This is a genomic window from Lysinibacillus sp. FSL P4-0201, from assembly GCF_038593425.1.
Classification (GTDB): Bacteria; Bacillota; Bacilli; order Bacillales_A; family Planococcaceae; genus Lysinibacillus; species Lysinibacillus capsici.
In genome coordinates this window covers 866634-891164 of sequence record NZ_CP151995.1, presented here as the reverse complement: position 1 = coordinate 891164, position 24531 = coordinate 866634, and the positions used below count along the sequence as shown (strand labels likewise).

25 protein-coding genes are annotated in these 24531 nt (G+C 36.7%); 5 read left to right on the top strand and 20 right to left on the bottom strand.

Going from position 1 to position 24531, the window contains the following annotated elements; translation table 11 throughout:
- Positions 1-104 precede the first annotated feature (104 nt).
- From MKY76_RS04220 to MKY76_RS04180, 9 genes are all read right to left on the bottom strand, one after another.
- A complete protein-coding gene (locus MKY76_RS04220) occupies positions 105-992 on the bottom strand; it encodes a LysR family transcriptional regulator (RefSeq protein ID WP_048391978.1) in 888 nt (295 codons plus the stop codon).
- 68 nt (positions 993-1060) lie between these two features.
- Complete coding sequence (gene cbpB / locus MKY76_RS04215) at positions 1061-1501, bottom strand: cyclic-di-AMP-binding protein CbpB (RefSeq protein WP_342557455.1); 441 nt, start codon at positions 1499-1501, stop codon at positions 1061-1063.
- 197 nt (positions 1502-1698) lie between these two features.
- A complete protein-coding gene (locus MKY76_RS04210; protein ID WP_048391979.1) occupies positions 1699-1938 on the bottom strand; it encodes a hypothetical protein in 240 nt (79 codons plus the stop codon).
- A 63-nt stretch (positions 1939-2001) separates the two neighbouring features.
- Entirely contained in the window at positions 2002-2769 is a 768-nt protein-coding gene (fadH, locus tag MKY76_RS04205; RefSeq protein ID WP_066037225.1) for a 2,4-dienoyl-CoA reductase, read from the bottom strand.
- 151 nt (positions 2770-2920) lie between these two features.
- Positions 2921-4105 carry an iron-containing alcohol dehydrogenase gene (locus MKY76_RS04200; RefSeq protein WP_269898984.1) on the bottom strand — a complete coding sequence of 395 codons (1185 nt, stop codon included), beginning with the start codon at positions 4103-4105 and terminating at the stop codon, positions 2921-2923.
- 15 nt (positions 4106-4120) lie between these two features.
- On the bottom strand, positions 4121-4882 hold the full coding sequence (locus MKY76_RS04195) for a 3-hydroxybutyrate dehydrogenase (protein WP_342557454.1): 762 nt from the start codon (positions 4880-4882) through the stop codon (positions 4121-4123).
- A 12-nt stretch (positions 4883-4894) separates the two neighbouring features.
- The gene (locus MKY76_RS04190) at positions 4895-6211 is read right to left on the bottom strand and encodes a Na+/H+ antiporter NhaC family protein (protein ID WP_054549811.1); all 1317 of its coding nucleotides are present in this window, start codon (positions 6209-6211) and stop codon (positions 4895-4897) included.
- Positions 6212-6274: 63 nt separating this feature from the next.
- Positions 6275-7795 carry a CoA-acylating methylmalonate-semialdehyde dehydrogenase gene (locus MKY76_RS04185; protein WP_115673823.1) on the bottom strand — a complete coding sequence of 507 codons (1521 nt, stop codon included), beginning with the start codon at positions 7793-7795 and terminating at the stop codon, positions 6275-6277.
- Between the two features lie 15 nt (positions 7796-7810).
- Complete coding sequence (locus tag MKY76_RS04180) at positions 7811-8704, bottom strand: NAD(P)-dependent oxidoreductase (RefSeq protein ID WP_112117429.1); 894 nt, start codon at positions 8702-8704, stop codon at positions 7811-7813.
- A gap of 235 nt (positions 8705-8939) precedes the next feature.
- Here MKY76_RS04180 and MKY76_RS04175 point away from each other — a divergent pair, with 235 nt between their 5' ends.
- The gene (locus MKY76_RS04175) at positions 8940-9551 is read left to right on the top strand and encodes a TetR/AcrR family transcriptional regulator (protein ID WP_342557453.1); all 612 of its coding nucleotides are present in this window, start codon (positions 8940-8942) and stop codon (positions 9549-9551) included.
- A 46-nt stretch (positions 9552-9597) separates the two neighbouring features.
- Here the strand turns inward: MKY76_RS04175 and MKY76_RS04170 are convergent, their stop codons facing one another.
- From MKY76_RS04170 to MKY76_RS04145, 6 genes are all read right to left on the bottom strand, one after another.
- A complete protein-coding gene (locus tag MKY76_RS04170; RefSeq protein WP_342557452.1) occupies positions 9598-11604 on the bottom strand; it encodes an EAL domain-containing protein in 2007 nt (668 codons plus the stop codon).
- A 29-nt stretch (positions 11605-11633) separates the two neighbouring features.
- A complete protein-coding gene (locus MKY76_RS04165) occupies positions 11634-13790 on the bottom strand; it encodes an RNA degradosome polyphosphate kinase (protein ID WP_048391988.1) in 2157 nt (718 codons plus the stop codon).
- Entirely contained in the window at positions 13787-15334 is a 1548-nt protein-coding gene (locus MKY76_RS04160) for a Ppx/GppA family phosphatase (protein ID WP_257961545.1), read from the bottom strand. Before MKY76_RS04160 ends, MKY76_RS04165 begins: the two co-directional genes overlap by 4 nt.
- A gap of 165 nt (positions 15335-15499) precedes the next feature.
- A complete protein-coding gene (locus MKY76_RS04155; protein WP_048391990.1) occupies positions 15500-16402 on the bottom strand; it encodes a chemotaxis protein in 903 nt (300 codons plus the stop codon).
- A 65-nt stretch (positions 16403-16467) separates the two neighbouring features.
- The gene (locus MKY76_RS04150) at positions 16468-17790 is read right to left on the bottom strand and encodes an MFS transporter (RefSeq protein ID WP_342557451.1); all 1323 of its coding nucleotides are present in this window, start codon (positions 17788-17790) and stop codon (positions 16468-16470) included.
- A 203-nt stretch (positions 17791-17993) separates the two neighbouring features.
- The gene (locus MKY76_RS04145; RefSeq protein ID WP_016992449.1) at positions 17994-18314 is read right to left on the bottom strand and encodes a helix-turn-helix domain-containing protein; all 321 of its coding nucleotides are present in this window, start codon (positions 18312-18314) and stop codon (positions 17994-17996) included.
- Between the two features lie 158 nt (positions 18315-18472).
- Here MKY76_RS04145 and MKY76_RS04140 point away from each other — a divergent pair, with 158 nt between their 5' ends.
- On the top strand, positions 18473-18865 hold the full coding sequence (locus MKY76_RS04140) for a DoxX family protein (RefSeq protein WP_048391993.1): 393 nt from the start codon (positions 18473-18475) through the stop codon (positions 18863-18865).
- Between the two features lie 68 nt (positions 18866-18933).
- Here the strand turns inward: MKY76_RS04140 and MKY76_RS04135 are convergent, their stop codons facing one another.
- From MKY76_RS04135 to MKY76_RS04125, 3 genes are all read right to left on the bottom strand, one after another.
- Positions 18934-19800, bottom strand: a complete 867-nt coding sequence (locus MKY76_RS04135; RefSeq protein WP_048391994.1) for an NAD(P)-dependent oxidoreductase — start codon at positions 19798-19800, stop codon at positions 18934-18936.
- Between the two features lie 300 nt (positions 19801-20100).
- Complete coding sequence (locus MKY76_RS04130; protein WP_004224595.1) at positions 20101-20277, bottom strand: aspartyl-phosphate phosphatase Spo0E family protein; 177 nt, start codon at positions 20275-20277, stop codon at positions 20101-20103.
- A gap of 92 nt (positions 20278-20369) precedes the next feature.
- A complete protein-coding gene (locus MKY76_RS04125) occupies positions 20370-20558 on the bottom strand; it encodes a hypothetical protein (protein WP_048391995.1) in 189 nt (62 codons plus the stop codon).
- A 123-nt stretch (positions 20559-20681) separates the two neighbouring features.
- On the opposite strand from MKY76_RS04125, the gene MKY76_RS04120 reads away from it, so the two are divergent.
- From MKY76_RS04120 to MKY76_RS04110, 3 genes are all read left to right on the top strand, one after another.
- Positions 20682-20870 carry a DUF2187 family protein gene (locus MKY76_RS04120; RefSeq protein ID WP_004224583.1) on the top strand — a complete coding sequence of 63 codons (189 nt, stop codon included), beginning with the start codon at positions 20682-20684 and terminating at the stop codon, positions 20868-20870.
- Between the two features lie 79 nt (positions 20871-20949).
- The gene (locus MKY76_RS04115) at positions 20950-21567 is read left to right on the top strand and encodes a type II CAAX endopeptidase family protein (RefSeq protein ID WP_004224581.1); all 618 of its coding nucleotides are present in this window, start codon (positions 20950-20952) and stop codon (positions 21565-21567) included.
- A 61-nt stretch (positions 21568-21628) separates the two neighbouring features.
- The gene (locus tag MKY76_RS04110) at positions 21629-22321 is read left to right on the top strand and encodes a hypothetical protein (RefSeq protein ID WP_257961544.1); all 693 of its coding nucleotides are present in this window, start codon (positions 21629-21631) and stop codon (positions 22319-22321) included.
- 84 nt (positions 22322-22405) lie between these two features.
- On the opposite strand, the gene MKY76_RS04105 is transcribed toward MKY76_RS04110, so the two are convergent.
- A complete protein-coding gene (locus MKY76_RS04105; RefSeq protein WP_004224579.1) occupies positions 22406-22852 on the bottom strand; it encodes a MarR family transcriptional regulator in 447 nt (148 codons plus the stop codon).
- A gap of 122 nt (positions 22853-22974) precedes the next feature.
- Positions 22975-24393, bottom strand: a complete 1419-nt coding sequence (locus tag MKY76_RS04100; RefSeq protein WP_231595608.1) for an ATP-binding protein — start codon at positions 24391-24393, stop codon at positions 22975-22977.
- Between the last annotated feature and the right edge of the window lie 138 nt (positions 24394-24531).

The following is a 24531-nucleotide window of genomic DNA, read 5'->3' as shown; positions in this document are numbered from 1 at the left end:
ATTTTGTTCCATTTCTTATGTTATCTTCATTAATATTCATAAACTCTTAAGAATTCTACAATGCAAAAAGGCAACTCCAAAACAACCTGGAGCTGCCTGATTTTCTATTTAGTATAATCAAACAAACACCGTGCATGATCCTGCACTACTTCCACAAACGCCTCTACTTGTCTTAATTCAAAAGAGGATTCATAACCAATTAGCCAAGTATCGCGTGTAAGACCAAACTCTTTTTCATCATTTGATAGAGGGATTTTGTGAATGGCATCGTGGTCATTTAACGTAATAGAAGGCAAGATTGCATAACCGATACCATTTAATGCCATTTGCTTGCAAATTTCAATTTGATCCACTAAAATTTGTTTTCTTGGATTCGAGGCAAAATGCTGCTGCCACCATTGCTGAATTTCTTGATAATAGTTGGAATCACTCTTATATTGAATAAATGGACGGTCTGTTTTTAACACATCTTCAATTGTTTTAACCTCTTTGTCCACTAAATAAAGAGTATCTCTGAAAAGGTGGATCTTTTCTCCTTTCCAGTCAACTTGGCCTCGTACAATGCCTACATGGGCCTCGCCCTCGTAAAGAGCCTTCACAATTTCAGAACTCCAGCCCGTCATCAGTGATATTTTAGCCTCTGGATATTTTGACACAAACTCCTTCAAGATTTTTGGTAGCCAGTTCTGACCAACAATGGAAGCACAAGCAATTTTCAATGTCCCGTTTACCTTTGTCGTTAAGGATTGAATCGTTTCAAATATTTCTTCCTTTTTGGCTAGCATTTCCTTTGCATAAGCAATAACTTGTTCACCAGCAGGTGTTGCTGTTAAACCTTTTTGTGAACGAATAAATAATTGTGCACCCCAGTCTTTCTCAATCGTTTGCAATCGTTGTGAAAGGGCTGGTTGGGATAAAAATAGACGTTCTGCTGCTTTCCGCATATTGCGTTCTTCAGCTAAGATTTTTAAAATTTCTGCCTCTGTTGCCATCAATCTGTAAACCTCCAATACAAGCAAAGAGGGCCTCATGATTTTCATCTGAGTTCCCTCTTAAGCTACTACTCTTTTTGATAAATATATTTTTTCAATTGCTTTAAAATAACACGTCTTGTTAATATCCCTGCGAATGTACCATCTTCGTCCACTACACATAAAAAGGCGTGGTTAATAACTAAATCCAAAGCACGCTGGAAAGTATCCGTCAGCTTCAATACAGCGATCTCTTTTTCCATAATAGAGTCAACCTTAATATCAGGTAGCTTTTCATATTCAATATGCTCAAGTCCAAGAATCGATTCGGTAATCATTTTCATGCTAAGTAAACCTTGAAGTCGATATTTCATATCTAATACAGGTATGGACGAGTACCCTGTACGTGTTAGTACAAGGAGTGCATGTTCCGCACTATTTCCACTTTGTACATGCGCAACTTTTTCAGAGGAAATGATAAAATCACTAATTGGCATTGCTAATAAGTCTTTGCTGTTAGTTGAAATCATGAACTTCTTCTCCTTTTCTGTCCTCACTGTGTAGAACAGTCCTTCCCTTTCATCATATCACAACTTTTCTATGTATGACCATGACCAGGCCGAGAAGAGTTTTTCATGAACAATGAATTATTTTAGCCTTTACAGCAAAAACTTAGAATATCTTCATCCAGTCAAGTTTTTCGTGACCGAATGAAGATGGTTCTTAACTAATAGCCCGCCTTACTCCAGTAGTAAAAAATCATGATCCCTAAAAAAAGCAAAAAAATTGCATAGACCCAAACAATTGGGTTCAACATCGTTGCATATTCTTCAACTGTTTCTGAAATAGGGGTATCATTTTCAGATTTCCGTTCAGAAGTCATTTTAGCTATTTTTAACGTATAAACAAACGAAATAGCAGAAATGATCACAATGGCAATAATTGCTGGTATTAACCACATACCCATCGGCAAAACTCCTTTCTTTACCCTTAGTATGCGTCAACCCAGCTATTCGTTATGCAAAGATTTTTAGAATGGATATTGATTGAGCCACTGCCCACCATCCAAAGTTACACATTCTCCATTCATATAACTTGCTTTGTTAGACATCATAAATGTAGCTAAATCAGCAATTTCTTCTGGTGTTCCTATACGGCCTAGTGGAACAGAATCTAGTGTACGAGCTGCCGCTGCTTCTGATTCCCAAAGCTTATCGGCTCCACCAGTACGCTCGATCGGACCTGGTGCAATAGCATTAACCCGAATCCCATACTGTTTCCCCCACTCAACAGCTAGCGTTCTCGTCAATGATAGTACCCCTGCTTTTGCTGCAGCTGAATGGATCACACCTGCTCCTGCATTCCAAGCATACGTCGCTACCATATTTAATATAGACCCTTTGATCTTATTCTCAATCCAATACTTGCCTACTGCTGAAGAGCAATAGAATGTACCATTTAATACAATATCTACGACAGCCTTCCAGCCATTCGGTGATAAATCCTCTGCACGTACAATAAAGTTACCCGCTGCATTATTCACAAGCCCATCCACTTGACCAAATTTTTCAATAGCAAATTCGAGCATAGCCTCAGCATGCTCAGGTACACGTACATCCATTTGGAATGTCTCAATAGAGGGACCAGCCTCCGCTATAAATTTCTTTGCCTCTGCTAATCGTTCTTCGTTACGACCTGTTATGACAACATTAGCTCCCTCAGTTACGAACTGCTTTGCCATATACAGCCCCATACCACTTGATCCACCCGTAATAATAATCGTCTTCCCTTGCAACATTCCATTTCCCCCTTTGTTAAAAATGAATGGTGATTCACTAAAAGTTTACTATATATTCTCGAATATGTCATATTAATTCTATAGAATGCGAGTTTATTTTCTGAAAAAATATAAAAGAGCCATTCATTCAATGAATAGCTCTCCAATATCATTAAAACTCATACGTATAGGCAATTTTATATAGCTCCATTAACTCTTCTAAAGTTGGTATCTTCGGATTGTTACCAGGACTCCCACTTGCAAGTGCATCCTCAGCCATTTTAGGAATGGCCTGATAATAAGCATGCTCCTCGATTCCCCACTGCTTTAAATTGCCAATTTTCATATACTTACACATATCTTTAATGGACATAATAGCAAGCTGAGCAAGCTCCTCTTGCGATAGACGTTCTTTTGTTTTATTAAAAAATTGTCCTAAATCTGCCAATCGATCTATACAAGCGTCTTTTGAATAATCTAGTACAGCTGGTAAAAGCATCGCATTGGAGATGCCATGCGGTACGTGGAAAAGTGCCCCAATCGGACGGGACATTCCATGTACAAGGGCAACAGAAGCATTAGAAAATGACAGCCCTGCCTGCATCGAACCCAATGACATCGCTTCCCTAGCATCAACATCATCTCCATATTCATAAACCCTTATGATGTTATTCACAATTAATTCCATAGCAGATAAGGCGAGCACATTCGAATAAGGATGAGCTAAACGTGATAAATAGCTCTCAATGGCATGGCTCAATGCATCTATTCCAGTTGCTGCGGTAATTGCTGGAGGTGAGGTAATGGTTAAAATAGGATCAACAATCGCTATAGTGGGCATAAAAGCTGGTTGCTTAATCATCATTTTCACATCACTTTTTGTATTGGTAATAACAGTGGCATCTGTTGCTTCAGAGCCTGTACCTGCTGTTGTTGGTATCGCAATGTGTGGAATAGGTGCTTCAGCTGCAACCTTTGCCATTTTCATATAATCTCCTATGTAGCCGCCATTTGTAGCCACTACTGCAATCGCCTTCGCCGTATCAATACAGCTACCACCACCAACAGAAATAATGATATCACAGTTTTCTTTCTGCAAAAGCTGCAATCCCTCTGTTACATACGTATCATCTGGCTCGGTTGTCACCCCTATATATGAAACGACGTCTATCCCTTGGGTCTTTAACAGTGTATGGCATTTCTTGATAAAGCCTAAACTGTCCATAATTGGATCACTAATAATTAATGCCTTTGAACCTAGTTTTTTCGCATACTCTCCCACTTCTTCAAATGAATCTCGACCATATACAATCGTTCCTGGTGAATGGACAGTAAAGATGGTTTTTGTTTGAATCATATTTTCCCTCCTAAGCTATTGAGCTGTATAGCCACCATCTAATAGAATGGCCTGGCCGGTTAACCCCTTTGCTACATCACTTGCTAAATATAAAGCAAGTCCTGTAATTTCAGAGACATCAAGTAAACGTTTTTGCGGTACAAGTGGATATAACACTTGTTCAAGAACTTCTTCCACTTGAATACCCCGTGTCTGTGCTAAATCCATAAACTGATTACGTACTAATTCCGTGTTAACATACCCTGGACAAATAGCATTTACCGTAATTCCCTCTGTCGCCACCTCTAGTGCCGTTACCTTAGTAAGCCCAATCACACCATGCTTTGCTGCATTATATCCCGCCTTCCCAGCAAACCCAATGACGCCATTGATGGAGGCCATATTGATAATACGACCAAATTGATTTTTCTTCATATGTGGTAACGCATACTTCATCGCCACAAAGGGAGCAACGACCATCACTTTTTGCATTGACTCAAAAATTTCTGTCTTAAAATCCTCTATAAGCGACACATGTTGAAATCCTGCATTATTGATTAAAATATCTAATGTTGAGAATTTATTAATCGTAAAATCAATGGCTTCTCTTATGGCTTGTTCTTCTGTCACATCACATATATAGGAAGTTAAAGAGGGGTATTGTGCGACGGCTTCCTCAAGAAGCTGTTCATTTTTATCTGATATCACAACATTAGCCCCTTGCTCAGCAAATGCTTGTGCCATAGCAAGACCAATACCACGAGCTGCCCCTGTAATAAAAACCGTTTTTCCTTGCATACTTCATCCCTCCTACATCCCTAATGAGAATAATATGATTGCAAGTATTGTACCTATGATAGGGATAATAACCGTCAAAGCTCCAAATGGCATATATGCATCCTTATGCTTTTCATTACATACTGAATTGATGGTTGTCACAACATATCCTCCGTGCGGCAATGAATCTAGGGAACCAGATGCTATAGCGATTGTCCGATGCAACGCCTCTGTATCTACACCCATCTCGATATAATGCGGTGCTAGTAAGGGCATAGCAATTGTTTGTCCCCCTGATGCTGAACCTGTTAAACCAGCAATAACCGCAATTGCTAAGGCTCCTCCAATCAGCGGACTGCCAGGGATATTGGTCATTACATCAACAGTTGCAACAAAGGATGGTGTTGCTTTTACTACCCCACCAAAGCCGACAACAGCCGCCGTATTTGCAATGGCAATAATAGCACCCATTGCACCTGCTGCTAATGTTGCGCCAACTGACTTTGCATATTTGTAACTCACTAAATAAGCAACGATACAGCCACTAGTTAAAGCTACAATTAAAGCAGAGGTTCCAAGTGAATCATGGAAAATATAAGAAATGACTAAAACAACTAATAATGGTATGAGACTCAAAAGGGGACTCGGAAGCTTTCTTGTTTCATCAGCTACTGGATCGGTGGAGCGCTCAATGAAAATTTCCCCATTGTTAACAGCGCGTTTAATCATCCAATTCAGCCAAAGCGAGCCACCAACGGCCATAAAAATAGCCACGACAATACTAACTTGCCAACCTGCATATGGAGTTGTACCAAGATATGGAATTGGTATCCAATTTTGAATCTCAGGTGAGCCTGCTGATGTCATCGTAAATGTGACAGAACCTAGGCCCAGTGCAGCAGGAATAAAACGTCGTGGAAAGTTCGCTTGTTTAAATAAACTAATAGCCATTGGATAAACTGAAAAGGCTACGATAAAAACTGAAACACCACCATATGTGAGTACTGCTGCAGCTAAAACTACAGCATATGTGGCATATTTCACCCCTATTTTTTCTACAATCCATTTAGAGACACTATCTGCAGCGCCTGTATCCTCCATGACTTTGCCGAAAATGGCGCCCGCCATGAACATTAAATACCATGAACCAACAAATCCTGTGAACCCATCCATATAGCTCGTTAGAAAGTTGGCCTGATCTTTATCAGCTGTTTGAGGAAAAAATGCAAGACCGTTTGTTAAGGCTGCTAACAGCGCAGTTAACGGTGCTGAAATAAGTAGATTTACACCCTTCATTGTTAAATAAACTAATAATGCTAAACTACCAAAAAGACCAATATACTCTAACATTTACACCCCACCCATCCCCTTTTTTAGAAAAAGAGCAGTATAACTCTACAGCTCTAGGTTTTATTAGTCGTTATTGCTTGGGAATGCAAACGTGGATGCTGAGGAGGCATTGCCAGCCATCCAACGCTCTGAAATTGTCTTAGTTTTTGTAAAGAATCGTGCTTGATCTGGGCCAAACATATGCCCCTCACCAAAACGAGATCCTTTAAAGCCTGCAAAGTTATGGTAGCCAACAGGAATTGGAATTGGTACATTGACACCAACCATGCCAACATCAATTTCTGTTGTAAATTTTCGAGCTGCTAATCCATCATTCGTAAAGATTGTGACACCATTACCTAGCTCATGCTTATTGATAAGTGTAATAGCTTCCTCTAAGGAATCTACACGAACAACATTGCGAGCTGGACCAAATATTTCTTGCTCGTAAACTTCCATGCCTGGCTTTACATGATCTAATAATGTAGGCCCTACATAAAACCCTTTAGACTCTTTGACAATATCAAGTTCTCGTCCGTCACAAATTACTGAAGCTCCTTCGGCTTCCCCTCGATTAATTGCAGTAAGAATTGCTTCTTTTGATTGCTGAGAAATAACAGGGCCAAAATCTGAATCAGGGTTTGTATATGGGCCTACTTTCAGATTAGAAATTTTTTCCTTAAGAATATCCACTAGGCGATCAGCAGTATCCTTTCCTACAGGCATGATAGTAGATATTGCCATGCAACGTTGGGATGCTGCTCCATAAGCTGCACCAATAAAGGCATTAGCAACCTGTTCAAGATCCGCATCTGGCATCACGACCATATTGTTTTTACCACCACCAAGAGCCGTGACACGTTTACCGTACTTTGATCCTGTTTCATAAATATATTTAGCTACTGGTGTTGATCCAACAAATGAAATCGCTTGCACAGCTGGGTTTTCTAAAAGTTCATTGACCGCATCTTTATCACCATTGATTACTGTCCAAATACCATCAGGCAATCCCGCCTTCTTCCAAAGCTCACTAACATATAATGAAGTCATTGGCACACGCTCAGATGCCTTTAAAATAACCGCATTTCCTACAGCAATGGCCATACTCGTTTGTGCTAGAGGCACCATGATGGGGAAATTAAATGGAGAAATTGCTGCCACAACCCCTAATGGATATTTTGCAGAATAAGCATTTATTTGACCTCCAACATTTACGGAGTATTCTCCTTTCATTAAATGTGGCGCACCAATGGCTAAGTCAACAGATTCAAGTCCTCGTGTAATCTCACCTTTGGCATCTTCAATCGTTTTACCGCTTTCAGTACAAATGATTTGTAATAGCTCTTCCATATTTTCAGTGATAAGGTTACGGAACTTTAATACAATTTCTGCACGCTTAGCCACTGATGTATCACGCCAAGCCGGAAATGCTGCTTGAGCTTGCTCGATTGCATCTTGTGTTTCCTCTACTGTTGCAAGGGGTACCTTAGCAATGACTTCACCTGTTGTTGGGTTAAATACCGAACCGAATCGGCCACTTTTTCCTTCAACCAATTTGCCACCAATAAAATGTGTTAATGTTTTAACCTCTTGTGTCGTTGTCATATCCATTTCCTCCTCTTAAAATTGTTCTAGTTTACATTTTTCTTTTAAACTTAAATAAGCTGCAGACATATCTTTTTCTCCATAGCCCTGCTGAGCAATTTCACTATAAAGATCCACTAACTTTTCGCCTATTCGTAGCGATACGCCTGCTTCATCCGCCATTTCCTTAGCTAACTTCAAATCTTTTAATAGTAGATTTGTCGAAAAGCCCGGCTCATAATTATCATTTTTCATATATTCCAAATAATTACGTTCATAAATACGGCTTTGCCCATAACTATTATTTAATACTTCATAGAGCGTGTCTGCCTGAATACCCATTTTTTCGCCAAGTACAATCGTTTCAGCGACTGCCTCTGTGTAAAAGCCAATCATTAAGTTATTGAGTAATTTAATTCGCGTTCCTATACTTGAAGATGTGCCCAAATGATAAATATTTTTACCGACTATTCTGAATATTTCACTAGCACTTATATAATCATCTGTGCCACCACCAACCATAATAGTTAATGTCGCATTGATAGCCCCTATGACACCCCCACTGACAGGCGCTCCCAAATAACGTAATCCCAAAGCTATAGCTTCTGTATGTAACGTATCGTTCAATTCGGGATTAACAGTACTAAAATCAATCAGTAGGCACCCTTTCTTTGCATGTTGTAAAATTCCTTGCTCTGATCGATAAACCAATTCTACAACCTGAGGGGTAGGCAAGCTTGTCATAATAACATCACATTGTTTCGCAATATCCATAGCTGTCTCAAGGCCGAAACCACCTGCTGCTGCGAATTGTTCCATTGCTTCCGCATTCGTATCGAAACCATATACCTGATAATCTGCTCTTAATAAGTTAATAGCCATCGGTAAACCCATATTCCCTAAGCCAATAAAACCCAATTTTTTCTTCATTGTGACCTCCCCATTCCTTGAAAATACAACAGAAAACTTGATGAGATACTAGCCAACTTTCATTTTTTAAAGTAACATTAGTAACGAGATAACATCATTGACCGCAGTCATTGACTTCGGTCATTTAAATCATAATCAATCGAAATCCATCTCGTCAATTAAAAAATTAATATTTTCAGAATATTTTTTACAAAAGATATTTTACAATATTTTATATAGGAGGTATTAGCTACCAATGGAAACACTCACAAGCAGACAGAAAAAGGCATTAGAAACACGTGAAAAATTATTGAAAACTTCTTTAGATTTATTTAACAAGCATGGTTATGAACATGTTTCTGTTGAACAAATTACAAAGGCATGTAATGTTTCAAAGGGTACATTTTATACACATTTCCCATCTAAATATGATGTTATTTTAGAAAAATTTAAGGAGCTTGATAATTTTTATCGTACAGTTGAAAAAAATATTGATCCCACATTACCAGCAAGTGAAAAAATACTCTTAGTGTATCAAGAGCAAATGAGATATTTAACCAATATTGTGGGAAAGGATTTATTACGTACAGTATATACGGTTGCTATGACAAACCAAGTAGAACAGGATCATTATTTAATCAATCCACAACGTAAGATTTTTCAGATAATGAATACATATATCGAGGAAGGAATTCAACATGGGGAATTTAGACAAGATGTTTCTGCTGCTACCATACAAACACTTATTCAGCGCTGTATGCGTGCCAATGTCTATGATTGGTTGATACATAGTGAAGACTTTGACCTAGCCTCTGAGATGGCGCAATTCACAGCAATTGTCTTAAACGGTCTTAAAAACGGCAAATAAAAAAGTAGCACTTCATCTATTTTGTGATGAAAGTGCTACCCGTTTTCTAGCTTACAAAATATTGTTGTACAATCGTTTCAACTGGTAATGGTTTATTATACAAATAGCCTTGCCCTTTTTGACAACGATGGCGTTTGAGAAAATCAACTTGTATTGGTTCTTCAATTCCCTCAGCAATGACCTCTAATCCTAAATTATGAGACATCGAAATAATGGCTTTTATGATGGCTTCATTTTTGTCATCCTTCGCTATATCTGCAATAAATGACTGATCAATTTTAATAATATCAATCGGATAACGCTTGAGATAACTTAATGAGGAATAGCCTGTCCCAAAGTCATCCACAGACACATAAACACCTAATTGCTTCAGTTCTGTAAGAATCGAAAATGTTTCATGTACATTTGTCATGGAACTTTCGGTAATTTCTACTTCTAATAATTCAGGCGGTACACCATATTTCTTTAAAGCTGTTTTAATTTTTCGGGCAAAATTTTCTTTTCTAAACTGTTTTGGGGATATATTGACTGCAATCCGCACAGGACGATATCCTTTTGTTTGCCATTCTTTTTGGTAACGACATACCTCATCAATAATCCAATCACCGATTTCAATAATCAACCCTGAGGCTTCCGCAATAGGAATAAATTGTGCTGGTGATACAAAACCAAATTTACGGTTATTCCATCGTAATAATGCTTCAAAGCTATTGATGCTATTATTTGCTAAATCCATTTGCGGTTGTAGATGGAGACTTAGCTCATTAAATTCAATTGCTCGACGTAAATGTGCCTCCATTAATGCTTCGTTTGGAAAAATGGCCGTCATATCTTCACGGTAGTAGCGATAATGTGAACGACCATGTTCTTTAACAGAAAATAAAGCTTTATCTGCTTTCCGTACAAGTGTCTCGATATCTTTACCATCTGCTGGGCTAAGTGAAATCCCAATCGATACGCTAATAAAATATTCCTGTCCATCTATCATAAATGGCTGTTTTAATACGTCCATAATCAAGTTTGCAGTTCGTTCAATTTTTTGGATGGTTGCATCTTTTAGCACAAAAATAAACTCATCACTATTATATCGATATAGCGAACACTTTGAATAGCAAAGCTCCCGTAACCTATGACTAAACATACGCATTAAATCATCTCCTTTGCTCTCGCCAAGGGATTCATTAAACTTTTTAAAACGGTCAATGTCAACTAAAATAAGAGCGGCTTGTTTATGCTCTTGCTTTTTATCATTTAAATGCTGTAGCCAATGCTCCTTAAAAGCTTTTCGATTCCAAATACCTGTTAATTCATCCATTAGTGCTAGGTAATAGAATGCTTCATGATCATTCATAAATGAATTAGCATCTTTAACAAATAGGTGGACACCCACAACTTCACCATTATAATAGGTTGGATGCGTTCTTAAATAAAAGGGCTCTTTGCTTAGTAAATCACCTTTCAATAAGCATTTAGGCATGCCAAACGCTGAACCTTCGATTGTTTTGGTAAATAATAGTTTAAACTCATTGAGATATTTACTTTCGAGTAATGAAAAAATATCTAGTCCAATTAGACTGTGCTGCTCTCTTGATAGTGTAGCAGTAGCAGCAATATTTTGATGAATTATTCGACCTTGTAAATCTGTCGTTAACACTGGACTTATATGTTGTTCAATGAACTGTAAATAGGGATTTTCTTCAAATGATGTTGCTCGAAGAATAATGGCAACTATTGATTCAGAAAAGTGCTGAACATGAAGCATAAATGTTTTCTCTTGAAGACCGTTACCTAATTTTAGAGTATGCTGTTTATTGATTTCTTCAATTAGAAATCCCGACAATTGCAGCCAGCATTGCTTAGTAAAAAAGTTCTCAGCGTTTTTGGCTGTTATATCCTGCAGCTCAATCATTGACGATAGCTTTTCATTAAATTCAACGACCTCAAACACTGTCTTATCAACTTGTCTCAAACAAATGATTGCATCAAATGGATTCAGTTGCATGAGCTGTTGATATTCTGCAAATGGCGCTACATTTTCTCTACATTTTTTCATTCTATCCCTCACTAAGTAGCGTGTTTGCTCTATTCTTCGTCAAGCGTAGGCTTTAATGCATCCTTCAAGAAAATTTCCTGGCTATTTAATGGATCTTCGCTACGATCAAACTCTTTATAATGATACTTACCATTAGAGTCTTGAATACGGGCTTTGGCAGTATCCATTAATTGTGCATTCATTATGTCAATAATACGAGTTTTTGCTTCACTTGCATATACAGGGAATAAAATTTCTACACGTTTAATCATATTGCGTGTCATCATATCTGCAGAGGATAAATATACTTTATTTTCCCCATTATGATGGAACCAATAAATACGAGAATGTTCAAGGAAACGACCAACAATACTTGTTACAGTAATGTTCTCACTAATACCTGGGATTCCTGGTCTAATACAGCATATACCACGAATAATAAGCTCGACCTTTACACCCGCAATCGATGCCTCATAAAGCTTCATCATTAAATCTTTGTCTGTCAATGAATTCATTTTTGCACGAATAAAACCATTTCCATATTTTTTATGACAGGCAATTTCCTCATCCATTAACCGAATAAACTCATCGCGTATATCAAATGGTGCAACGACTAAATGATTAAAGGTAGGCTTTTCTGTATAGCCACTTAAGTAGTTAAAGAAATTTGTCGCATCAATGCCAAACTCTTTATCTGTCGTTATTATGCCCATATCCGTATAAATTTTTGCAGTAGCATCATTATAATTTCCTGTACCCAAATGGACAAAACGTTCAATTTTGCCGTTACGACGACTAACGACTAGCGTGATTTTTGAGTGCGTTTTTAAATTATTCATCCCATAGATCACAAGACAACCTGCTTGTTCTAATTGTTTTGCCCAGTGCACATTGTTTTCTTCATCGAAGCGAGCCTTTAGCTCCACTAATACCGTTACTTGTTTACCGTTTTCAGCGGCAAGCTTTAACGCTTGAATAATCGGTGAATTCCCGCTTACTCGATATAATGTCTGTTTTATAGCCAACACATTTGGGTTGACAGCGGCCTCAGAAATAAAATCAACAATAGGGGCAAAAGATTCATATGGATGATGGAAAAATATATCCTGTTGAAGTGCTTTTTCAAAAATATTTTCGTCAGACTGTAAATCTAAAGGTGGCTGTGGGATAAAGCTTTCATATTCTAAATGCTCACGACCTACTGAAATACCTTTCACAAAAGAGAACATAAACGTTAAATCCAAAGGACCATCAATATGGAATACATCCGATTCTTCTATTTCGAATTCATCTAGTAAGTATTGCAGCACTTCCTCGTTCATTTCTCCAACTCGAACTTCTAAACGGCTTCCTACTCCCCACTTTCGCTTTTTCAGCTCTTTTTCGATCTCCACGAGAAGATCTCGAGCCCCTTCTTCATGGATAGTTAAATCTGCATTTCTTGTTAAGCGGAAGGCTTGTGCTGATTTTACGCTATAGCCATAAAACAGCTTTTCAATATGCGCTACTATCACATCCTCCAATAAAACTACAACTGTCTTACCTTCTTCGGACGGTACTTTTATATAGCGATCTAACACAGATGGAACCTGGACAATCGCCACTTTTTCACGACTTTCAAGATCTGACTCATCCTGCTCTAACAGCACTAGTAAATTCAAAGTTTTACCAAGCAAAGTTGGGAAAGGACGATATGCATCCACTGCAACAGGGGTTAAAACAGGGAAGATAGTTTCTGCAAACATTTCATTGATAAATGATTTTTGCTTGCTATTTAAATCTTTCATGTCCGCAATATGTACATTATGTTGAGGTAGTAAATCATAGATTAAATGTCTATACACCTCAGTTTGTCGACGCACTAATGCTTGTGTGCGTTCTGCTATTTTGGCCAACTGTTCCTTTGGCGTTAAGCCAGATTTGTTTTCGGGCTTATGAAAACCAGCACGTACCTGGTCCTGTAAGCCTGCAACACGAACCATAAAAAATTCATCTAGATTGGAACTAAATATAGCTAAAAATTTTAAACGCTCAAGCAGAGGATTATTAATATCCTCTGCTTCCTCTAGCACGCGTTCATTAAAGGCAAGCCAGCTTAATTCACGATTATTATAATATTGAGGCTTTGCAATTTCCTCTAACAATAGATTGTAGTTTTCGGAAAACTCTTCCCCATGTAGCTCGTTTTTCGTTACTTCAGTTGTCATCCATTGTTCCACCCTTCTTCAATAAAATTGATCTTCATTGGGATTTTTAATGCACGTTCTAAATGCTTTCTATGTCGATTGGCTTGATACTTTTCAGCCGCAGCATTCTTTTTTACATAAATATTAAGCTGAACATGATCTTCTTCGGTGTGCATTTCAATAGCATGTACTATATTGCGTTTTGAAACATTTAATGCATAGACAAATTTTAATAACGCTCCGAAATCTCTTATTTTACGATGTTCCTCCCGACTCATCCATGTAGCAAATGGAGCAGCAAATCGTTCGAAATAATCTTTATTTTTATAGGAGGCAAGAAGTGCTAGTTTTACTCGTTCTAAATGATTTAAACCATCAATGGATTGATTCGCAATTAAATAAAAAGTATGTTGGCTTGAAGAGCTTAATTCGATATACTCTCCTATATTAAAAACCTTCGCCGCTTTTGCTAATAAATGCAAATCTTCTGGATGATATTGCAAGTAGCCTAAATGACAACATTCACGATACAGTTGGTCTGCTAAATGCATTAAATAATCTACTTCCACTTCACTCCGACCATACTGACGTGCTAATCTTCTAGCATTTCCTTCAAATACATTATATTTATCAAACGCCTGTGTATCTGTTTGCAAAATCCGTTGAATAATGAGTCCCTCACGTAACCCTCGCTTTGTCAGTTGGAAGGTCTCACTACTAACTACCTCCATCAACACTCTAAATACCTCTAATGCAGGAACAATGATATCTGCGCGGTCAGATGAGAGACCATCCAATTGTTTCAATTCCTGAAAGCTTAATTGCCCTAAAAATAAGCTTAAATCATCCAAATTTTCCTTTGTCATTTCATAACCATGTACGCTGGCAATAGGGTAATCATGCTTTTGTTGATGTATTTGAGCAATATTCCGCGCACTACCACCAATTGCGATAATAGGTAGAGCAACATTTTTTATCCAAGGGAGTGTTTGGAACTGCTCTTTGACAAAGGCAAGAAGCTCTTTTTTCTCACTACTATTGATAATGTCACCTTTTACAAAACGTTGCTTTAAAGAAACTGTCCCAAAAGGGAAACTATGTGATTGCTGAATTTCTTTATTTTCAAACAGCGTAATTTCGGTACTACCACCACCGATATCGATTGTTACGGCCGATTTCGTACCCATGGAATAAGCAACAGCAACGTAGCCAAAATAGGCCTCTTCCTCTTCTGATAAAAGCTCTATTTGGATACCAGTCCGTTCTTTCATTTCCTCTATAATTTTGTCTCGATTAGTGGCTTGTCGAATAGCCGCAGTCGCAGCAGCTTTTACATCTGTTACTTCAAAATCCTCAAGCATGGCTTTAAATGTTAATAAAGTTTCTGATAACACTTGAATACCTTCATCAGACATCTCTCCTGAGGGCTGTAAATATGTACGCAAACGTGCTACCGTCTTAATATTTCCAAGCTCACGAAGTCCCTCTTCATTATCATATTGATATAATACTAATCGTATAGTATTGGAGCCGATATCAATAATAGCTGTTTTTAATTCATTCAAATAATCACATCCTTCAAGCATCTACCATTTATTTTGTTCATAATATTTGGACATATACAAAAAAATCGGACCCTCTTAATTAAGGCATCCGACTTTACTTTCATTTATTTATACTTGCAGGATACCCATTATTAAAATTGAGAAGTATCATGTAAGCCATGGTGATTACAGAATAAGTTGGTCAACACGTAAAATGAGCTCTGCAATTTCTGGCTTACTTATTTGATCCTCAGCCCCTACTTGATCACCTTTATGACGAAGGTCATCTGTAATTAGACTTGAAAAAATGATAACAGGAAGCTTTTGAAGATCGGGATGCTCTTTGATTTTTCGTGTTAAATGATGGCCATCCATTTGTGGCATTTCAATATCCGTTACCACCAATTGAATATGCTCTGCTATGTCACTACCACTCTTTGCAATTCCCTCTAAGTATTCATAAGCATCGCGGCCATTTTCAAAGAATTCAACATTGTCATAACCAGCTTCACTCATAGTATCAAACAGTAATTTACGTAATAACGGTGAATCTTCTGCAATTAAAATTCGCTTTCCAGATCGCTCACGTTTACCGAGCTTTTTAACAGATTCCACACTAATTCCTGATGCAGGATTGATATCCACCATAATTCTTTCGAAATCTAGTAATAGAATCATTTGCTCATTCTGTTTAATCACACCAATTACTTGTGATGTACCCCCTTGATACATATCTGAAGGCTTTTCGATTTGATTCCAAGAAATACGATGAATTTGTGTTACATTATCTACATGGAAAACGACACGTTGTTTATTAAATTCTGCGACAATATATTTTTGTTGTGGATTACGCTCAGCACCTTGAATTCCTAATACTCGTAGCATATCTACAACAGGTAATACCTCACCTCGTAATTGAATGATTCCTTCTACATGCGGGTGCGCGTGTGGGATAAACGTTACTGGGATCGGTTGAATAATTTCTTTTACTTTAATAACATTGATGCCAAACTTATTGTTTGCTACTTCAAATTCAACAATCTCTAGCTCATTTGTGCCACTTTCTAATAATATTCCTTTATGTTCCAATGCAACCCCGCTCCTTTCTCTACATCTGTTTATAATTCAATTGTATCATAGGCAATACATTTCTCCTACTTGCTATTTCCATTTTTATCATTAACTTTTAGATGTACCAATAGACCAACGACAGTCATAACGATCAACGTTGATAATGCTACACGACTAGCAATAGTACCATAATCCTTCATCCATAATGTAACAGTTCCATATATAGCTGGACCAATAATGGAGGATACTTTACCTGAAAAAGCAAACAACCCAAAAAATTGTCCACGTTTTTCGTTCGGTGATAATTCTATAATATATGTCCGAGATGTCACCCACATTGAGCCAAGTGATATACCAAATAGACTACCAGCAAGCCAGAACATCCATTGTGCTGAAGCAAAAACAGCGAATACCAAAGCAACAATCATAATAAGTGCAACAATTGTAATGGCACGTTTAGCGCCTATTGATTTCGTAATATACCCAAAGGCAAGTGACCCAATGATTGTTGAGACAGTAGAGACCAAATAAAGTACGATAAATTGTCCAGAACTAAAGCCAACAATCGTTGTCGCATAAACAGCCATCATAGCAATCGTTGTAGCAATGGCATCATTTAGAAAGAAATAAGCAATCATAAAGGTAAAGATTGCTTTATATTGCTTCATATCTTTAAATGTTTGAATGATTTCTTTATAACCATCTAAAAACTTTAAGGACTTTCGTTGGGACTTTGGGATCGGTGTATCTTTATTAATTAAGAATAATGGCAATGAAAAGAGTAGATACAGAATGGCTGTTGGGATAAACGCTCGATGAAAATCGCTGTTACCAACATACAAGTAAACAAGTAATCCAAAAAGTGTACCAAGATACCCGATTGCAACACCATACCCTGAAATGAGTGGCATCTCTTCTTTTGTCCCTAGATCACCCATCATAGAATCGTAAAATAATAAACTTGAATTAAAAAAAAATTTTGCTATGACAAAACTTGCAACTACCAAAAATAAACTAAGAGGCACACCAGAGTAATTGACAGTGGTTTGTACATTAGCAAATATTCCCATCATAAATGTAAATAGAATAGATATGGATGCAAACCATACAATAAATCTCTTTTTATAACCTGTGTTATCAATCCACACACCGAAAAGGGGTGAAAAGATAACGAGCAACAAGCTTGCAATGGCATTTGCATAAGATATAAAGGTGCTCGCAACTTGTTGCATGACTTCATTTGTTCCTAAAACCTCATCCATGTAAAAGGGAAAAAATATTGTATTTATATTTGAAGAAAAAATTGTATTCGCAAAATCATAAAATGCCCATGAAAGTATCGGTAATGATAAATAAATGGCTAATTGACTTCGATGTTGTACGTCTATAGCTGTACTCTTCTTCATAAAACCCTCCTCTCCATTCTCTATAATAAACAATTAATTTCTCTCTGAAATAAAAAATACCTTTTTTTAAAGAAAATTAATATTATTTACAATATAACAGTAAATTCACTGAAAAATAACTGCCAAATGGTCGATAATTGAACGCTTATTTTCTGTGTAAAACCAAAAAAGGTATTCAAGCCCCTCGCTTGAATACCTTTTTATCATTCTATATCTATGGTTACCCATTCAGAGGACCATTGCTCAATCGCTTTTAGCACAGGTGCAATAGCATAACCCTTTTCCGTTAGTTCATACTCAATGACAACTGGTGTTGATGGAATTACTGTACGTAGCACTATTTGCTCAGTCTCTAACTCCTTTAAACGTTCTGTTAATACACGACTACTAATATTCAACTGATTTTTAATGGTCGAATACCTTTGCGGACCATCTAATAGCTGATAAATAAGTAGTGTATTCCAACGATGATTTAATATCATGAGTGCTTTTTCAAATCGCGGACAAATATTTTTTTGATCCAAATGACTTCCCCCCTTTGTATATTAGTTCCTATTTAACAGTATATCACTTTTTAAAAAAACTTGTTCTAAAAATACATTAAGTTACTTGACAAAAGTTGTTTTTAAAAATAAACTAAGTTACGAATTGTAAGCAAAAAAAGATAAGGAGTTACTTTATTATGCAAAATATTGGTTCAACAATTTTACGTATCGTTCTAGGCGTTATTTTTGCAGTGCATGGTTTTCAAAAATTTCAAGGTGGCATTAGCTATACAGCTGACTTCTTTGATAGCCTAGGTATACCAGGATTTATGGCGTATATCGTGGCAATTATTGAATTAGTTGGTGGAATTGCAATTATTTTAGGTTTAGCAACAAGAATATTTGGTGCTTTATTAACCATTACAATGATTGTGGCGATCTTTACAGCAAAACTTAGCATCGGCTTTATCGGGGCAGATGGATTGGCTGGTTATGAATTAGATTTAGCTTTAGGTGCAATAGCTCTTTACTTTACTCTCGCAGGCGCATCCAGCTTCTCACTGGATTCTCAACTTTTCGGGAAAGAGTAAAACAAAAAAACCTGAAGGTCTCCCATTTAAGGAGCCTTCAGGTTTCCTATTCAGAATCCCATCGCGAATTATTTATAATACTTTAAGAGTGCTTGTGTACCATTATCACCATAGCCTGCTGCGATTAATTTCTCATACATTTCATAGGCTAATGCAAGTCCTGGTAATGTTATGCCCATTTTGTTTGACTCGTCTAAAGCTATTTTCATATCCTTTACAAAATGTTTAATATAAAAGCCTGGTGCAAAATCTTCTTTTATCATACGTGGGGCTAAATTGCTTAAAGACCATGAACCTGCTGCACCTGAAGAGATCGATTGTAAAACGGTAGGTAAATCTAATCCTGCCTTTAGTCCATAAGCTAGTGATTCACACACGCCAATCATACCAGAGGCAATAACAATTTGATTGCACATCTTTGCATGCTGACCAGCTCCTGCTTCACCCTGATAAATTATATTTTCTCCAAATTGCTTCATAATTGGCAATACCTTGTCGTATGTGACCTGATCGCCACCAATCATGATAGACAAAGTGCCATTTTGAGCACCAATATCCCCACCTGAAACAGGGGCGTCTAAAGCCTCTACACCGATAGATTGAGCATACATATAAATTTTCTTTGCTAAAGATGGCTCTGAAGTCGTCATATCAATGACAATATTGCCTTGTTCTGCTGTTTGGAAGAGGCCATTTTCCCCAAAGTATACTTCCTCTACATCGGAAGGATAGCCAACCATTGTAAAGGCAATTTCATGATTTTTAAATGCTTCAGCAGGTGAGCTTGCCCATGACGCCCCTAAGGCAACAAGAGGCTCTGCCTTTTCTTGCGTACGAGTATAGACGGTTACTTCATGACCATTTTTTAGTAAATGCTTAATAATACTAGCACCCATTACTCCAGTTCCAATAAATGCGATACGTTTCTTTGTCATATGTACATGCTCCTTTGTTCTAGAATTTCTGTACTCTCCGTGAGAGTCCAACTCTATATCTTTTCAGTTTAGGTGAAGGAATGAAATAATTCAAACTCTTCCCACAACTTGTACTAAAATTTATATGTAGGGCATATATACCGAATAAGCAAAAAAAAGAGAGCAAGTGATTGGGGGATCACTGCTCTAAAGGGGGAAATGAGAATGTTGCTGTGTTCATAGTAAGTTATTCCCCATTGAAATGCATTTTAAACATATATGTTAAAATGTTTTTTACTCTGAATACTGGAACAATCTTTTTTAGTCTTCTTGATCTTTTTCTTCTTCAAATGCCATCTGTCTATAATAAGTATTCATTAACTGATCTAATCTGCGACTCAGTTGAATGGTTTTTGCATTTTGTAACCCGTTTTCTACACCTGAGCGAATCATCATCTCACGAGTTTGTTCCATTTGTTTCAAGAGTAGATTGACCATTCATACAACCCTCCACACACAAATAATCATACCATTATTATACATTTATATTTCATTTCTTACAGCATTAACTTACGACAATGTTCGACAAATTAACTTCTTGGTGTTTCAGTATAAGTATAGATAATTCGCCCATTTTGCTTGGCCTCACCTCTATAATGTTTAAATAATGGGTGTTTTACAAGAATTTCACGAAATTCGTAAAATTCTTCCTTTTGAATTTCAATACTTTCTCTTTCCCCATTTTGTAATTGTTTAAGCATATTTTCGTATTTTTCCATGAACTTTATTCCTCTCTTTGCCTCATTTGTGTAATAAATTATGAATTATTTAAAAAAAGCTTTACGTTTACCAATTTTTCATGCAAACTGTATATTATTAGTCGATGAAGGAGCTGACTGTCTGTGAAAATAGCTGAAGTTGGAAATATTATCGAGTTTAAAAATGGTCTCCAAGGTATTGTAGAAAAGGTAAATGAAAATTCGGTGATCGTTAACTTAACATATATGGAGAATTTTGATTCCCTTGAAATTGAAGAAAAAACGGTCGTCAATCATAAACGATATAAAATTTTATATACTAATGAAGCTTAATAGTCTGAATAGTCCCTATTTGTCTTAATAGATGATAAGGGACTATTTTTTTGATAAGATTAAGGTATGGAGGTCGAATATGCTAACAAATTCGAAACAAACAATACTATTTCTCCTTTCTTTATTATTCGTTTATGGTATGCTTGCTTTTACCTTTGCTAACCAAGCTGTATTTTGGTACATGTATGCATTCACTCTACTAGTATGTATTGCCATTGCCATCTTAGCTGGCTCCATTGAAGATCAATTACCTACTTGGCAATTTTTACTCTTTGGTATTGGATACGGTACCATCACATATGGTATTATTCGCTTTGGTTACTGGCTCGCTCCATATATTAATAATAACTTAGTACAATCCGTTCAAAAATTTTTAGCAAGCTACGGACCACAAAATATTTGGCACTATGTTTTACTCGTATTTATCGTTGCCATAGGTGAAGAATTATTTTGGCGTGGTTATATCCAACAACAATTAAAACGTTTTATGCGCCCACCGCTGGCTGTCATAGTTACCGCAGTATTATGTGCTGTATCAATTGCCCTTAGCGGATTTATGCTTGGTGTCATTGCTGCATTGGTAACAAGCATTATTTGGGGCTTCTTATATGAATGGCGTAAAAGTATGCCACTTGTTATTGTAGCTCATGTCGTTTTTGTACTATTATTATTTTTAGTGTTGCCGTTAACATCATAACATTAATATTTGGAAACATTTTATCTTTACTAACGTTTAATTTAGAAAAGGAGGGTTTTTTATGCAAAAAAAATTAGTTTCTATTCTTGCATTATTACTAACAGCCGTATTAGTTGTAGGGTGTAATACATCTGATAAAACAGGGGATTCAGATGCTCAACAAAATGAGCCATCAAATACTGCTGCCGATCAAAAACCATCTGGAGATGATACAGCAGGTGAATCAAATGAGGAAGAAGAAGATACACCTGCATCAAATGATACAAATACAGAGGATGCTTCTAAACAGCCTCAACAAGATGTAAAATACGTCCAAAAAGGTGTAGATAAAACTGAAAAGGCAACTGAATCAGCAAGTGTTGATCAAAGCTATAAACTACAACAGCTTCCTGGTTTTACACTGACACAAGAAGAGCCTGGTAAAGACATGTTAGTGTCCAATGATGATGACGAAGTGTTTATGCGTATTGAAACAATTGAAGCTTCACAATCGAGCTTTGAAGAAGTAAAAACAACTATGCAAGATTATATGAACGCAGTGGGTGAAACAGTAGCTCTAACTGCTGAGGAATTAACAGCATTTAAAGATGTTCAAAATATCGAGGGTTATGTTGTGGACTTCGACACTGAGAAAGTAATTGGGGTTGTCCTTGAGAAAGATGGTCTCATTACAAAATTAACTATTCATGATAATGATGAACAAGATTTAACAGATGCTATGCTTAATATGGCAGCAACTATATCTAAAAAATAATAAAATGCTAAGGACGATAGACATAGTCTATCGTCCTTCTATTTGATCACAAAAAAGTTGTCTCAAATCAATGAGACAACTTTTTTAATAAGATAGGTCTTTGATAGAAAGGCCAATTTTCTTCAATAACGTAATAGCTTGCTCTTTTTCTTCTGGGGATAGTACACTCATTAATTCATGCAAATGCTGTTCGTGTTTTGGGAACAGCTCTCCCATAAAAGCTTCACCTTCAGGGGTGATTTCTGCATACGTAACACGACGATCAGCAGGACAAGATACTCGTAATAAGTAACCTCTCTTCTCTAGCTTATCAATGACATACGTAATAGACCCACTGGCTAACAAAATTTTATTGCCAATTTGCTGTAATGGCTGTCTTCCTTTATGATAGAGAAGTTCTAGAACAGCAAATTCAGTTGGGTTTAAACCATTATCCTGAAATAATTGATGTGTTGTTTCATTAATTGCTTTTAGTGCACGTGATAATACAATATATAATTTTAAAGATTGTTTTAGATCTTCTGACGGCATATTCTTTTCCTCTCACTTCGCTCTTTATACATGACATTATAGCGACATTAGAAAAGCATTGTCAAAAGCAATATATGATTTAGAAGGTTTTGTTGTTCATTATGCAACCATTTTTACTTTCTTTATGTTACTAAATAAGCAGAATCTTTTGTGGATACTTCCATTGTATCCATCTGATTGAATGTGTAAATTGGAAACTGCAGATGGAAGCATGTCCCCTTCTGTAGTTCACTACTAACGCCAATTACTCCTTCATGTTCTTCAATCACCTTTTTCACGAAAGCAAGGCCCAGTCCTGTCCCTGTTGATTTTGTCGTGTAAAAAGGCTGGAATAGGTTTTGAAGTGTCGTGCTGTCCATGCCAACACCTTCATCTTTTATCATAAGTTCGACAATCGCACAGTCATTTGTTGCCATTTCGACGGTAATCGTACCACCATTATTCATGGATTCCATTGCATTTTTAATTAAATTCATCAGCACTTGCTTTAGTCGATTCTCGTTGCCGCCAATATAGACTTGATTAGAGGTTGAAATATACTGAATCATAATATTTTTCATGAGTGCATCTGGTAGCATAAACTCAATGACTTGCTTTACAATATGATCCAGTTCTAATAATTCCACTTTCATCGTTGTTGGCTTAGACAATACTAATAATTCGGATAAGATCTGTTCCATCCGTTGAAGCTCACTGTCAATAACAGAGAGATACATGCGTGATTCATCATCAGCATTTAATTTTAGTAATTCAGTAAAACCCTTTAAAGAAGTTAATGGGTTACGAATTTCATGTGCAATACTCGCTGCCATCTGTCCCACAACGTTTAATGCTTGCTGATGCTCAACTTTATGTTGAAGTTGCTTTTTCTCTGTTTCATCATTAATCACAGTGACAATAATATTATTGTATTCATCAAAAATACTTGAAATTTCATAATAGCAAGTTCTGCTTACTTGTGTTTCATCGACTACATGAATGCTTGCATGTTTTTCACCCATTAACTTAGAAAGGTAGGTTGTAATTTGCCCCTTTTTCAATGTAAATGAATCAAATATATGCTGATGCGCTTTATGAAGAAGCTGCGAATTTTCAACTTTCAGAAACATTTCCGCATATTTATTTAGCCCAAGAATAATACCACTAGCGTCACTAACAATAACAGCATAAGGTAAGTAATCGTAGGCATTAAAAGATTGCGCTCTCTCATGTGCTTGGCTAACATATAATTTATGGGCAACATCATCATTTAATGTTGAAATTTGCGCAACAATTTCCTCTGTATTAGGATCATAAAAGCATTTAAAAGATAACATTTCGTAGTCATTTCCAACTGTGCGAATATTGAAAATTTCCTCTGAACGTAAATCATTTTGTAACTGTTTGACGAACTTAGTCCATTTAAAATTAGATGGCTCGTCCATAGCTAAATAGCCAATATAGGTTAAATTAAGATTGAAAAGATTGATAGCAGCCTCATTGACGTTTAAAATTTTCCCTGCTTTATTGAGTATAAGTGTTGGTGACGAAGTACTTTTCATAAGATTTCCAAAACATTGATTAATATCATTTTGCTTCAACTTTCTCACCGAACCTTTCAAAAGAGTAAAAAACCTCTAAAATCGAATTTTGAGCCTTTACTATACTTTATGACAGCACGATTCTATTATTACAAAATT

Excerpts from the sequence above, each read along its gene's own strand:
- fadH (WP_066037225.1), bottom strand. The coding sequence starts at position 2,769 with ATGTTGCAAGGGAAGACGATTATTATTACGGGTGGATCAAGTGGTATG.
- MKY76_RS04115 (WP_004224581.1), top strand. The coding sequence starts at position 20,950 with ATGCTAACAAATTCGAAACAAACAATACTATTTCTCCTTTCTTTATTA.
- MKY76_RS04190 (WP_054549811.1), bottom strand. The coding sequence starts at position 6,211 with ATGTTAGAGTATATTGGTCTTTTTGGTAGTTTAGCATTATTAGTTTAT.
- MKY76_RS04130 (WP_004224595.1), bottom strand. The coding sequence starts at position 20,277 with ATGGTCAATCTACTCTTGAAACAAATGGAACAAACTCGTGAGATGATG.
- MKY76_RS04195 (WP_342557454.1), bottom strand. The coding sequence starts at position 4,882 with ATGCAAGGAAAAACGGTTTTTATTACAGGGGCAGCTCGTGGTATTGGT.
- MKY76_RS04150 (WP_342557451.1), bottom strand. The coding sequence starts at position 17,790 with ATGAAGAAGAGTACAGCTATAGACGTACAACATCGAAGTCAATTAGCC.
- MKY76_RS04105 (WP_004224579.1), bottom strand. The coding sequence starts at position 22,852 with ATGCCGTCAGAAGATCTAAAACAATCTTTAAAATTATATATTGTATTA.
- MKY76_RS04125 (WP_048391995.1), bottom strand. The coding sequence starts at position 20,558 with ATGGAAAAATACGAAAATATGCTTAAACAATTACAAAATGGGGAAAGA.
- MKY76_RS04165 (WP_048391988.1), bottom strand. The coding sequence starts at position 13,790 with ATGACAACTGAAGTAACGAAAAACGAGCTACATGGGGAAGAGTTTTCC.
- MKY76_RS04210 (WP_048391979.1), bottom strand. The coding sequence starts at position 1,938 with ATGGGTATGTGGTTAATACCAGCAATTATTGCCATTGTGATCATTTCT.
- MKY76_RS04110 (WP_257961544.1), top strand. The coding sequence starts at position 21,629 with ATGCAAAAAAAATTAGTTTCTATTCTTGCATTATTACTAACAGCCGTA.
- MKY76_RS04100 (WP_231595608.1), bottom strand. The coding sequence starts at position 24,393 with ATGAAAAGTACTTCGTCACCAACACTTATACTCAATAAAGCAGGGAAA.
- MKY76_RS04200 (WP_269898984.1), bottom strand. The coding sequence starts at position 4,105 with ATGATTCAAACAAAAACCATCTTTACTGTCCATTCACCAGGAACGATT.
- cbpB (WP_342557455.1), bottom strand. The coding sequence starts at position 1,501 with ATGATTTCAACTAACAGCAAAGACTTATTAGCAATGCCAATTAGTGAT.
- MKY76_RS04185 (WP_115673823.1), bottom strand. The coding sequence starts at position 7,795 with ATGACAACGACACAAGAGGTTAAAACATTAACACATTTTATTGGTGGC.
- MKY76_RS04180 (WP_112117429.1), bottom strand. The coding sequence starts at position 8,704 with ATGAAGAAAAAATTGGGTTTTATTGGCTTAGGGAATATGGGTTTACCG.
- MKY76_RS04220 (WP_048391978.1), bottom strand. The coding sequence starts at position 992 with ATGGCAACAGAGGCAGAAATTTTAAAAATCTTAGCTGAAGAACGCAAT.
- MKY76_RS04170 (WP_342557452.1), bottom strand. The coding sequence starts at position 11,604 with ATGAAAAAATGTAGAGAAAATGTAGCGCCATTTGCAGAATATCAACAG.
- MKY76_RS04135 (WP_048391994.1), bottom strand. The coding sequence starts at position 19,800 with ATGACAAAGAAACGTATCGCATTTATTGGAACTGGAGTAATGGGTGCT.
- MKY76_RS04175 (WP_342557453.1), top strand. The coding sequence starts at position 8,940 with ATGGAAACACTCACAAGCAGACAGAAAAAGGCATTAGAAACACGTGAA.
- MKY76_RS04140 (WP_048391993.1), top strand. The coding sequence starts at position 18,473 with ATGCAAAATATTGGTTCAACAATTTTACGTATCGTTCTAGGCGTTATT.